The 12107-nt window shown below is 70.3% G+C and carries 10 protein-coding genes and 1 pseudogene; 7 read left to right on the top strand and 4 right to left on the bottom strand.

From position 1 onward, the window contains the following. Positions 1-1101, top strand: a 1101-nt coding sequence (locus tag A5713_RS01745) for a tetratricopeptide repeat protein (RefSeq protein WP_304442505.1), incomplete at its 5' end; no start/stop codon positions are given. A gap of 77 nt (positions 1102-1178) precedes the next feature. Here the strand turns inward: A5713_RS01745 and A5713_RS01740 are convergent. Further along, positions 1179-2030: a DUF559 domain-containing protein gene (locus A5713_RS01740; RefSeq protein WP_068091907.1), complete on the bottom strand. Its 852-nt coding sequence runs from the start codon at positions 2028-2030 to the stop codon at positions 1179-1181. 84 nt (positions 2031-2114) lie between these two features. Here A5713_RS01740 and A5713_RS01735 point away from each other — a divergent pair, with 84 nt between their 5' ends. Further along, positions 2115-3428 (top strand): DUF1800 domain-containing protein, encoded by a 1314-nt coding sequence (locus tag A5713_RS01735; protein ID WP_068091902.1) that lies wholly within the window; start codon positions 2115-2117, stop codon positions 3426-3428. A 12-nt stretch (positions 3429-3440) separates the two neighbouring features. Then, the gene (locus A5713_RS01730) at positions 3441-4622 is read left to right on the top strand and encodes a DUF1501 domain-containing protein (protein ID WP_068091898.1); all 1182 of its coding nucleotides are present in this window, start codon (positions 3441-3443) and stop codon (positions 4620-4622) included. Here the strand turns inward: A5713_RS01730 and A5713_RS01725 are convergent. The 3 genes from A5713_RS01725 to fgd are packed head-to-tail and all read right to left on the bottom strand — an operon-like array spanning position 4611 to position 8842. Beyond that, on the bottom strand, positions 4611-5747 hold the full coding sequence (locus A5713_RS01725) for an acetate kinase (protein ID WP_068091905.1): 1137 nt from the start codon (positions 5745-5747) through the stop codon (positions 4611-4613). The two genes, A5713_RS01730 and A5713_RS01725, sit on opposite strands and share 12 nt — an antisense overlap. Positions 5748-5760: 13 nt before the next feature. Further along, the gene (gene pta / locus A5713_RS01720; RefSeq protein WP_067919954.1) at positions 5761-7839 is read right to left on the bottom strand and encodes a phosphate acetyltransferase; all 2079 of its coding nucleotides are present in this window, start codon (positions 7837-7839) and stop codon (positions 5761-5763) included. Beyond that, positions 7832-8842, bottom strand: coding sequence for a glucose-6-phosphate dehydrogenase (coenzyme-F420) (fgd, locus tag A5713_RS01715; RefSeq protein ID WP_067919956.1), 1011 nt, complete (start codon positions 8840-8842; stop codon positions 7832-7834). Before fgd ends, pta begins: the two co-directional genes overlap by 8 nt. A 100-nt stretch (positions 8843-8942) precedes the next feature. Here fgd and A5713_RS01710 point away from each other — a divergent pair, with 100 nt between their 5' ends. The 4 genes and pseudogenes from A5713_RS01710 to A5713_RS01700 form a co-directional block, all read left to right on the top strand. Continuing rightward, positions 8943-9683: an MBL fold metallo-hydrolase gene (locus tag A5713_RS01710; RefSeq protein WP_068091895.1), complete on the top strand. Its 741-nt coding sequence runs from the start codon at positions 8943-8945 to the stop codon at positions 9681-9683. 45 nt (positions 9684-9728) lie between these two features. Continuing rightward, positions 9729-10340, top strand: a pseudogene (locus A5713_RS29435) (amidase family protein); the annotation flags it as partial. Further along, positions 10261-11172, top strand: a complete 912-nt coding sequence (locus tag A5713_RS29430; RefSeq protein WP_156751704.1) for an amidase family protein — start codon at positions 10261-10263, stop codon at positions 11170-11172. The pseudogene A5713_RS29435 and the gene A5713_RS29430, both read left to right, overlap by 80 nt. Before the next feature lie 12 nt (positions 11173-11184). Then, a partial coding sequence (locus A5713_RS01700) for an NAD-dependent epimerase/dehydratase family protein (protein WP_156751703.1) occupies positions 11185-12107 on the top strand: 923 nt, incomplete at its 3' end.

Raw genomic sequence — 12107 nt, 5'->3', positions numbered from 1 at the left:
ACCTCCCGCAACACGCCCATCAGCTGGGCGGACAGCTCCTCCGTGGTGGCCCAGGACACCGGGGTGCCGCGGCCCGGGTTGTCGACCATCTTCAGCCCCAGCCGCTCAACGTTCGGGGTGGACCTGCTGGTCGCGCACACCGACGTCTACCTGGACGGCCAGATCCATTCGGAGCGGTTGACGGCGCGCGAGATCGTGACCGCGCTGCAGGTGCCGCTGGTGGACCCGGCCGACGTCGCCGCCCCGGTACTGCAGGCGACGGTGCTCTCCCAGCCGGTGCAGACCCTGGACTCGTTGCGCGCGGCGCGCCACGGCACGCTGGACGCCGACGGCGTCGAGGTGTCCGAGTCGATCGAGTTGCCGCTGATGGAGGTCCGCGCGCTGCTGGACCTGGGTGACGTGGCCAAGGCCACCAGGAAGCTCGACGACCTGGCCGAGCGGGTGGGCTGGCAGTGGCGATTGGTCTGGTACCGGGCCGTCTCCGAACTGCTCACCGGCGACTATGACTCCGCCACAACGCATTTCACCGAGGTGCTGGACACCTTCCCCGGCGAGCTGGCGCCCAAACTGGCGCTGGCCGCCACCGCCGAGTTGTCCGGCAACGTCGATAATCAGAAGTACTACCAGACCGTGTGGAAGACCAATGACGGGGTGATCTCGGCCGCCTTCGGTCTGGCCAGATGGCTGTCCGCCGAGGGCGATCGCGCCGCCGCGGTGCGCACCCTGGACGAGGTGCCGCCCACCTCAAGGCATTTCACCACCGCGCGCCTGACCAGTGCGGTGACCCTGCTGTCCGGACGGACGAAGAGCGAGATCAGCGAGGAGGACATCCGCGACGCCGCCCGGCGGGTGGAGGCGCTGCCGCCCACCGAACCGCGCGTGCTGCAGATCCGCGCGCTGGTGCTGGGCTGCGCGATGGACTGGCTGGAGGACAACAAGGCCAGCACCAACCACATCCTCGGCTTCCCGTTCACCGAGCACGGGCTGCGGCTGGGCGTGGAGGCGGCGCTGCGCAACCTGGCCCGGGTCGCCCCCACCCAGCGACACCGCTACGCGCTGGTGGACATGGCGAACAAGGTGCGGCCCACCAGCACGTTCTAGGTTTCGTCCGCCCCTTGCGCGATCGCGTGTGCGTCCAGGGCGGCGACACGCCGTACCGCCCCGCCATGGGCGCACACTCAAAGCCGTGAGCGCACACGCGATTCGCCCAGCGCGGCACGAACCCGCCGCACGATAGCGGCGGGCCGGTCCTCCGCGACCACCCGCACAACGATCCACCCCATCCGCTCCAGCGTTTCCCTCCGCCGAATGTCCTTGACGTATTGCCTTCTGTCGGTTCGGTGTTGGTCGCCGTCGTACTCGACGGCGACCATGGGCTCCTCCCAGCCCAGATCCAGGAAGGCGAACGGGATGCCGTCGGCATCCAACACCGGTATCTGGGTCCGCGGCCGCGGCAGACCGGCGTCGATCAGGAGTAGCCGCAGGTAGCTCTCCCTTGGCGACTGCGCGCCGGCGTCAACCAGGTCCAGCGCTGTCTCCAATCGCCGCAGGCCCGGTGAGCCCGGGTGGCACCGCGCGACGCGCAGCACGTCGTCGGCCTTGAAGCCCGTCGCCCTGGCCAACGCGTCGAGGCGCGCCACGGCCGAGCGCACGGCCCCGCGCCTGCCGATGTCGAAGGCGGTGCGTTCGGGCGTGCTGACGGTGTACCCGCCGATGCTCTGCGTCTCGCCGTCCCGCAGCGCGGCGCGCCGCGTCAGCACCCCGATGGGTGCCCGGGGATTCGTGTGCGCCAGCTCGACGGGCACGCCGTCGGGGATCCATTCGGCGCCATGCAGTCTGGCGGCGGCGGCCCCGACGATCGTCGCCCGGCGCCCCGACCACAGCCAGGCCGCCAGGATCCGGGTCTCCAGCAATGGCTCGGCGTCGCTCGAGGCGTAGACGTTCGGGAACACGGCGCGGTAGCGCGTTCTCAGCTGATGCCGGGTCACCACCCCGGCCGCCAGCGCCTCGGTGCCGATGAACGGATCCATGCCGGGAACGCTCGCACGCGCGCGGCTGAACACGTGTGCGCCCATCCACAGCGAAAACATAGGTATATGCCGCACAGTTGACGCATGCCCGGCCAGTCCACCGCATGGATCACCACCGCCCGCGTGCTGCGGCGGGCCGGGTTCGGGGTGACCGGACCCGAGGTGGACGCCGTGCTCACCGCGGGCTGGCCGCGGCATGTCGACGCCATGCTCGCCGCGGACCCCGACGCCGACCCGGGCGCGCTCGCCACCCCCATGCCCACGCTGCAGCCGCCCGGCCCGCCCGGGAAGGGCGCCACGCCGGCGGCCCGCAAACGGTACAACCAGCAGCTGACCGAACAGCAGGGCGCGCTGTCCGACTGGTGGCTGCGCCGCATGGTTGGCGTGCGGCAGCCGTTCGGCGAGAAGCTGACCCTGCTGTGGCACAACCACTTTGCCACCTCGGCGCAGAAGGTCCGGGTGGCCGCGTACATGGCCGCGCAGAACCAGAAGCTGCGCACGCTGTCGCTGGGCGACTTCCGCACCCTGGCCTATGCGATGTTGACCGACGCCGCGACGCTGCGCTGGCTCGACGGGCAGAGCAGCACCGCCAAGGCGCCCAACGAAAACCTGGCGCGGGAGTTCATGGAGCTCTTCGCCCTCGGGCACGGCAACGGCTACACCGAGGACGACGTCCGCAACGGCGCCCGCGCGCTGACGGGGTGGGTGATCGGCGCCGACGGGCACACCTCGCTGGCCGCCAAGCGCCACGACGGGACGGCCAAGACGCTGTTCGGGCTGACCCGCGACTTCGACGCCGCCGGATTCTGCGATGCCGTACTGGCGCAGCCCAAGTCGGCGGAGTATGTCGCCGGACGGCTGTGGCGGCAACTGGCCTCCGACGACCCGCCGTCGGCCCCCACGCTGGACAGGCTGGTCTCCGCCTACGGACCGGGCCGCGACCTGCGGGCGCTGACCCGGGCGATCCTCACCGCCGACGAATTCGTCGCCGGCCGCGCCACCGTCGTCAACACCCCGGTCGAATGGCTCGTCGGCGTGCTGCGCGCCCTGCGCGTGCCCCTCGACGGCGCCACCGGAAAGTTCGCCGACGCGACGCTGCACGCGTTGGGCCAACGGCCCTTCTACCCGCCGAGCGTCGGCGGCTGGCCGCAGGGCCAGGTGTGGCTGTCCACCGCCAGCGCCGAAGCGCGGCTGCGGGCCGCCGCCCGGCTCGCACACGCCGGCGACCTGTCCGGCATCGAGGGCGCCGCCGCGGCCGACCGCGTCGACGCGGTCGGCTACCTGATCGGCGTCGGAGACTGGTCGGACCGGACCGCCACGGCGCTGCGGCCCCTGGTGCGCACCCCGCCGCGGTTGATCGCGGCCGCCGTCAACACGCCCGAATACCTGACCTCATAGCGAGATCCGACGATGCCCGAGATGAATCGCCGCAAGTTCCTGATCGCCAGCGCCGGCGCCGGCGCGGTCGGCCTGCTCTCCGGCGCGGTGGCGGTCGAGTGGCCCGATTTGATGCGCGCGGCCCACGACCGCCCGCTGGCCGACGGGGCGGGCGTGCTGGTGCTGATCACCCTCGCCGGCGGCAACGACGGGATCAACACCCTGATTCCGTACGCCGACAACGCCTATCACGACGCCCGGCCGGAACTGGCCTACGCCCCCGGCGACGTGCTGCACCTCGACCAGACGCTGGGACTCAACCCCGCGCTCAAGGGCCTGGCCCAGCTGTGGGACCGGCGGCAACTGGCCATCGTGCGGGGCGTGGGCTATCCACGGCCCGACCACAGCCACTTCCGGTCCATGGACATCTGGCAGACGGCGTCACCGGCCGAGCCCGTGTCGACGGGGTGGATCGGCCGCTGGCTCGACGCCACCGGCGACGACCCGCTGCGGGCGGTCAACATCGGGCCCGTGCTGCCCGCGCTCGCGGTCGGGGAAAAGCACACCGCCGCGGCGCTTTCCACGGCCCGGTCGCCCGACGAACAGGGCCTCGACGCCTTGATGGGCGCGCTCGGGACGGACGACCCCGGCGACAGCCCGGCGATGGCCGCCGTGTGCAAGTCCTACCGCGCCGCGCGCAGCACCGGCAAGACGTTCGGATCGCTGAAAGCGTCCGGGCGCCAGGGCAACTCGCTGTCCGCGCAGCTTGACATGGTGGCCGCCGCCGTGCGGGCGCGCGTGCCGACACGCGTCTACGCGGCGCAACTGGGGGGTTTCGACACCCACGCCGGTGAACGCGACACGCAGCAACGGCTGCTCGGGACGTTCGACGAGGCGGTCACCCGGTTCCTGCGGGACGTGGCCGGCCACAACGTGGTGGTGATGGCGTATTCGGAGTTCGGCCGCCGGGTGCGCGCCAACGCATCCCAGGGCACCGATCACGGCACCGCCGCCCCCGTCTTCGTCGCGGGCACGCCCGTGCGCGGCGGCTTCTACGGCGAGGAACCCGGCCTCACCGACCTCGACGACGGGGATTTGAAGTACACCACAGATTTTCGCGACGTGTACCACGAGCTGCTGGTGCGGACGGTCGGGACCGATCCCACGCCGTCGGTCGGCGCCGGCCGCAAGAGCCTGGGCTTCCTAACCGCCTAGCGCGCTCACACAGTCGCGGGCGATGGCCAACTCTTCGTTGGTCGGGATCACCAGCACGGCGATCGGGGATTCGTCGGCGGAGATCTGCCGGGCGCCCTTGCCGCCGCCGAGGTTGCGGCGCTCGTCGAGCACGACGCCCAACTCCTCCAGGCCGGCGACCGCGTCGCGACGCACCGCCGCGTCGTTTTCCCCGATGCCGCCGGTGAAGGTGATGACATCGGTGTGCCCCAAAACGGCCAGGTAGGCGCCGATGTACTTGCGCAGCCGGTGCGTGAACACGCTGTAGGCCAATTGCGCCGCGCCGTCGCCGGATTCGATCATGGTGCGCAGCCGCCGGAAGTCGCGCTCGCCGGCCAGGCCCAGCACCCCCGACCGCTGGTTGAGCATGGACTCGACCTCGTCGACGGTCATGTTCGCGGTGTGGCAGAGGTAGCTGACGATGCTGGGGTCGATGTCACCGCTGCGGGTGCCCATCACCAGGCCCTCCAGCGGCGTCAGGCCCATCGACGTGTCGAGGGGACGCGTGCCGGCGATCGCCGAAGCGGAGCAGCCGTTACCCAGGTGCAGCACAATCTGTTTCAGTCCCCGCAGCGGCCGGTCCAGGAAGTCGGCGGCCTGCTGGCTCACGTACCGGTGCGACGTGCCGTGGAAGCCGTAGCGGCGGATCTTCCAGCGCTCGGCCAGCCCGCGGTCGATGGCATAGGTCGCGGCCGCGGGCGGCATGTCGTGGAAGAACGCCGTGTCGAAGACCGCGATGTGGGGAACGTCGGGCAGCAGCTTGCGGGCCACCTCGATGCCCTTGACCGCGGGCGGATTGTGCAGCGGCGCCAGTTCGGACAGCTCGTCGAGCTTGTCGATCACCGCGTCATCCACCGGTGTGGGCCGGTAGAAGGTGTTGCCGCCGTGCACGACTCGGTGGCCCACGGCCACCAGGCCGCAGGCACGCAGGTCGATGCCCTGCTCGGACAGCGTGTTGAAGGCCTGACGCAGCGCGGCGTCGTGGTCGCGGACGGGGGACGACCCCTCGCCGATCCGCTCGACGTTCCCGGTCGCCCGGGCCGCGCCGGAGTCGGGGTCGAGCAACTGGTATTTCAGCGAGGACGACCCTGAGTTGATCACCAGCACAACCCGGCCGGCGCTAGCCACGGATGCCCTGCGCCTGGATCGCGGTGATGGCAATGGTGTTCACGATGTCTTCGACCAGCGCGCCGCGGGACAAATCGTTCACCGGCTTGCGCAGGCCCTGCAGCACCGGCCCGATCGCGATCGCCCCGGCGCTGCGCTGGACGGCCTTGTAGGTGTTGTTGCCGGTGTTGAGGTCGGGGAAGACCAGCACCGTGGCGCGGCCGGCCACCGGAGAGTCGCGCAGCTTGGTGGCCGCGACGGACGGCTCTATCGCGGCGTCGTACTGGATGGGGCCCTCGACCGGCAATTGCGGTGCCCTGAGCCGGACCAATTCCGTTGCCTTCCTGACCTTGTCGACGTCGGCCCCGGTGCCCGATTCGCCAGTGGAGTACGACAGCATCGCAACCCTCGGCTCGATGCCGAACTGCGCCGCGGTGCGCGCGGAGGAGATCGCGATGTCGGCCAGCTGTTCGGGCGTCGGGTTCGGGATGATCGCGCAGTCGCCGTAGGCCAGCACGCGATCGGGTAGGCACATCAGGAAGATGCTGGACACGGTGGAGACGTCGGGGACGGTCTTGATGATCTCGAAGGCGGGGCGAACGGTGTGCGCGGTGGTGTGGGCGGCGCCGGACACCATGCCGTCGACCATGCCGTTGTGCACCAGCATGGTGCCGAAATACGTTGCATCGCGCATGATTTCGCGGGCATGCTCGACGGTGACGCCCTTGGCCCTGCGGAGTTCTGCGTACTGGTCGGCGAACCGGAAGCGCAGGTCGCTGGTGAGCGGGTCGATCACGTGCGCACCGTCGAGGTCCACTCCGAGTTCGCCCGAACGCTGGCGGATCTGCGCCTCGTCGCCGAGCACGGTGAGGTCGGCGACGCGGCGCTGCAGCACCCGGCCGGCCGACCTGAGGATGCGATCGTCGTCGCCCTCGGGAAGGACGATGTGCTTGCGATCCGAACGCGCCTGCAGGGTCAGCCGGTGGATGAACATCTGCGGCGTGGTCACCGTGGGTATCGGGATGGCAAGCTGCGCAAGCAGGTCCGAGACGTCGACGTAGCGGTCCATCAGCTCCAGCGCGGTGTCGATCTTGCGCTGCGAGCTGGCCGTGACGCGGCCCCGGGCGGCGGCGGCCGCGCTCGCGGTGTCGTAGGTGCCCAGCGTGGTACCGATGATGGGCAGTCGCAGCCGCAGCCCGGCGACCAGCGAAGCGATCGACGGATGGAGCCGGAAGCCACCGTTGAGGATGATGCACGACAGCGACGGAAAGCCTTCGGCCGCATGGGCGCTGGCCACGGCGAGCACCACGTCCGATCGGTCACCGGGGGTGATGACCGCCATGCCGTCGCCCAGCCGCTCCAGGACGTGGTCGGCGGTCATCCCGGCGACCAGCACGCCGGTGACCTCGCGTTCCCGCAGCGATTCCTCACCGCTGACGGGCGTTCCGCCGACGGCCTTTTCGAGTTCGGCCACCGTCGGCGCGGACAGCAGCGGTTCTTCGGGCAGCACGTAGCTGCGCTGCGGGAAGGCCTCCAGCGCCTCGGCGACCTCCCCCAGCCGCGCCGGTTCGCAGCGGTTGGCCACCACCGCGGCGGTGTGGGCGCGCTGGGCGGCCAGCTCGGCCAGGCACACCTCGACGACGCGCGCGATCTCCTCGGGGGTACGGCCCCGGCCGCTGACCGTGAGCAGTACCGGCGCCCCGAGGTTGACCGCGATGCGGGCGTTGACCGACAGCTCGGCCGGCCGGGCGACGTCGGTGTAGTCGCTGCCCACGATCACCACCGCGTCGCAGTCGTCGGCCATCGCGTGGTAGGCGTCGACGATGGTGGCGATCGCGGTATCGGTGTCTGCGTGCAGCTGCTGGTACGTCACACCGAGGCACTGCTCATAGGGCACGCCCGCGGTGGTGTGCTGCAGCAGCAGGTCCAGGATGTAGTCGCGGTCCTTGCCGTCGGTGACCCGCGTGATGGGACGGAACACGCCGACCTTGGCGACGGTCGCCGTCAGCCGGTGCAGCAGCCCCAGCGCGAGCGTCGACTTGCCGGTCTCCGGTTCCGGAGCGGCGACGTAGATCGCGGACGGTTCAGCCAAGTCGCCGCAGCCTGGGGGCCAGGTCCTTTTCGAAGAGGTCCAGGAACCGGCGCTGGTCGTGGCCGGGGGCGTGGAACACCAGGTGGTTGAGCCCCCAGTCGACGTACTGCTTGACCTTCTCGACGGCCTCGTCGGGATCGGACGCCACGATCCAGCGCTTGGCGACCTGCTCGATCGGCAACGCGTCGGCGGCCTTTTCCATCTCGATCGGGTCGTCGATGCTGTGCTTTTGCTCGGCGGTCAGCGACAGCGGCGCCCAGAACCGGGTGTTTTCCAGCGCCAGCTCGGGATCGGGGTCGTAGGAGATCTTGATCTCGATCATCTTGTCGATGTCCTCGACGGATCTGTCCGCGGCCGCTGCCCCTTCTAAGACGGCCGGAATCAGCTTGTCCTTGTAGAGCTCCTCGCCCTTGCCGGAGGTGCAGATGAAGCCGTCGCCGGCCCGCCCGGCGTACTTGGCCACCGCCGGGCCGCCGGCGGCGACGTAGATCGGGACGCCGCCCTCGGGCACGTCGTAGATCGAGGCGCCCTTGAGCCGGTAGTAGTCGCCGTCGAAGTCGACGCGGTCGCCGCGCCACAGCTCGCGCATCAGGCGCACCGATTCGCGCAGCCGGGCGAACCGCTCCTTGAACTCGGGCCACTCGCCCTCGTATCCGGTGGCGATCTCATTGAGCGCCTCGCCGGTGCCCACACCCAAAAAGATCCGGTCCGGGTACAGGCAGGCCATGGTGGCGAAGGCCTGTGCGATGACGGCGGGGTTGTAGCGGAAGGTCGGCGTGAGCACCGAGGTGCCCAGCACGATCCGCTCGGTGCGTTCGCCGACGGCGGTCATCCAGGCCAGCGAGAACGGGGCATGCCCGCCCTCGTGCCGCCACGGCTGGAAGTGGTCGCTGACGGTTGCGCTGTCCATGCCGTGACCCTCAGCGGCCACGGCGAGTTCGACGAGTTCACGCGGTGCGAATTGCTCGGCGGATGCCTTGTATCCAAGTTTCAGTTCAGCCACGGGTCATTTCTACTCCTCGGTTGACGGTCGCGACCCGCCGCGCCCGGCTTCGCCGCGCTTGCGATCACTCCTCGCGGCGATCGCTCCTACACTCGCGGGCATGGCGCAGCTGGTTCAGGTCACCGACACCGTGTACCTCGCTCAGGGGCACGCCGTGAACTGGACGCTGGTCGTCGACGGCACCGGCGTCATGCTGATCGACGCCGGCTATCCCGGGGACCGCGAGGACGTCCTGGGCTCGCTGGCCAAGCTGGGCTACCGGGTGGCCGACGTGCGCGCCGTCCTGTTGACCCACGCCCACATCGACCACCTGGGTTCGGCGATCTGGCTCGCCGGCGAGCACGGCGTGCCGGTGTACTGTCACGCCGACGAGGTGGGGCACGCGAAACGGGAGTACCTGGAGCAGGTGTCGACTATCGATGTGGCACTGCGCATCTGGCGCCCGCGCTGGGCGAGGTGGACGGCCCACGTGGTCCGCAGCGGCGGCCTGATCCGCGACGGCATCCCCACCGCCCAGCCGCTGACCGCCGAGGTGGCCGCGGGCCTGCCGGGCCAACCGCGGCCCGTCTTCAGCCCCGGCCACACCAACGGACACTGCTCGTACCTGGTCGACGGCGTGCTCGTCAGCGGCGACGCGCTGATCACCGGCCACCCGCTGTTACGCCACCGCGGGCCGCAGCTGTTGCCGGAGATTTTCAGCCACAGCCAACGGGATTGCCTCCGCACCCTGTCCGCGCTGGCGTTGCTCGACACCGAGGTCCTGCTGCCCGGGCACGGCGACGTGTGGCGCGGACCGATCCGGGAGGCGACCGCCGCGGCGCTCGCGCTGGCCGGCGCCTGACGACGTGGGCCTACACTCGGTTGGGGTGGGCGCGAAGGGGCACGGATGACCACCGTCGATATCCAGGGCCTGGCCTTCGCCGGCGTGGCGCGGCAGGCGCGCTTGGTGCGCGATCGTGAGGTTTCTCCCCGCGAGTTGGTGGCGCTCTACCTGGAGCGGATAGCCGAACTGGACCCGGCGTTGAACGCATTTCGCGTCGTGCTGGCCGAGCAGGCGATGGCAGAGGCCGCACACGTCGAACGGCGGCTGGCCGCCGGGGAGATGCTGCCGCTGGCGGGCGTGCCGATCGCGGTCAAGGACGACACCGATGTGGCGGGGATTTCGTCGATGTGCGGCACCGGGATTGACACCGGGCCGGTGAGCAGCGACAGCGCGGCGGTGCGGCGCCTTCGGGCCGCCGGGGCGGTGATCATCGGCAAGACGCATCTGCCCGAGTTCGGTGCCGTCCCGATGTGCGAGTCGCCGACGTGGGGCGTGACACGCAATCCGTGGCGACCGAACCGGACCACGGGGGGCTCCAGCGGTGGTTCGGCGGCTGCGGTGGCGGCCGGCATGGTGCCCGGGGCGCTGGGCACCGATGGGGGCGGCTCGGTTCGCATTCCGGCCGCGTGCTGCGGGGTGGTGGGACTCAAGGGCCAGCGCGGCTGGATCAGCACCAAGCAATCACCCGAGCGGGCCTATCGATTCCACGGGCTGCACCACATTCGGAACGCTGGCCCGCAGCGTCGCCGACGCGGCGCTGCTGCACGACGCGATGGCCGGCGCCGAGCCCGACGACGAGATCGCCTCGGTGTCGCCGGCACCTCCGTTGACGGACGCGGCGGCGGGCCCACCGCGCCGGCTGCGGATCGCGATGTCGTTCAAACCGGTGATTCCCGTGCCGGTCAGCGAGGAGGTGCGCCGGCCGGTGTTGGAAACGGCCGAGTTGCTGCGCTCGCTCGGTCACGAAGTCGTTGAGCGTGATCCGGTCTACCCGCTGCCCGCGATTCTCTCGGTGTTCGCGCTGATGATGCACGGGCTCGCCGAGGAAATCGAGCGGCTGCCCACACCGGAGCTACTGGAACGGCGGATTCGGGCCGAGGGCCGCACCGCCCGGCTGATCCCCGACTGGCTGGCTCACCGCGCGCTGGCCGCCCGCGACCGCATGAGCGAGCGTGGGCTGCGGCCCGTCGCCGATTGCGACGTGCTGATGACGCCGGTGCTGGGTAAGCCGCCGGTGCCCGTCGGGCACCTCGACGGGTTGGGCCCCACGCGCGCCATGGCGCGGGTGTTGGCGTTCATGCCGTTCACCCCGCCGCAGAACTACACCGGACAACCGGCCATGTCGATTCCGGCCGGGATCTCGGCCGGCGGCCTGCCCGAAGCGGTCCATCTGGTGGGGCGGCCCCACGATGGGTCAACATTGATTTCCCTTGCCGCGCAACTGGAATCGGTGCGCCCGTGGGCGCAGCGCCGTCCACCGGCCGCGCGGTACCCCACACCGGCTTAGGGCCAACTCGCGATGGCACACGCTGTGATAACCGGAGCAAGCGGGCTGCTGGGATCCAATCTGACCGCCGAGCTGATCGCGCAGGGGCACGCCGTCACCGCCACCCGGCGCCCGAGCACCGATACGAGTTCACTGGCCGACCTGCCGGTCAAGTGGGTCTGCGCCGACCTCGGCTCGGTCGCTGATCTACGCGACGTGTTTGCCGATGCAGAAGTTGTATTCCACTGCGCCGCATGCGTTTCGACCAGGAGACGGGTCACACCGGCGATCTCGGCCGTCAATGTCGGCGTGACGCAAGCTGTCGTCGAGGCCGCGATCGCCACCGGCACCCCGCGCGTCGTGCATACCTCGACCGCGAACACGATCGGACCCGAACCCGACGGCGCACCCGCCGACGAGCAGACCCCGTGGGGGTGGGACGAAGCCGGGCTGGCAGGGGCCTACCCGGTCACCAAACGGCGCGGTGAGATCTTGGTGCAGCGGGCCTGCGACAAGCTGGACGCGGTCATCGTCAACCCCACATACCTGGTCGGCCCGCGCGACGCCAGACCCAGTTCCGGCCGGCTCATCGTCGAGATCGCCAACCGCAGAATTCCCTATTGGACACCGGGATACAACAATTTTGCGGATGTGCGCGAGGTGGCGCGCGGCATGATCGCCGCCTGGCTGCACGGGAAGCGCGGCGAACGCTACATCCTGGGTGGCCAGGAGTTGACGTATCGCGAGTACATCGATCGAGTGGCGCGAATCGTCGGGGTCGACCCGCCGCGTAGACGGTTGCCCTATCCGGTCGCCTGGATCGGGGGTAAGGCCGGCGACCTCCTCGAGGTCGTCACCCGTCGGGAAACCACGGTGAACTCGATGTCCGTCGGATACGCGTTCACCGAACTTTACCGCTACCGCAGCGACAAGGCGGTGCGAGAACTGGGCTACGT

Source organism: Mycobacterium sp. E2497 (genome assembly GCF_001668695.1).
Taxonomy (GTDB): domain Bacteria; phylum Actinomycetota; class Actinomycetes; order Mycobacteriales; family Mycobacteriaceae; genus Mycobacterium.
The sequence above is the reverse complement of the archived record's forward strand: the minus strand, read 5'-3'. Positions and strand labels throughout refer to the sequence as shown.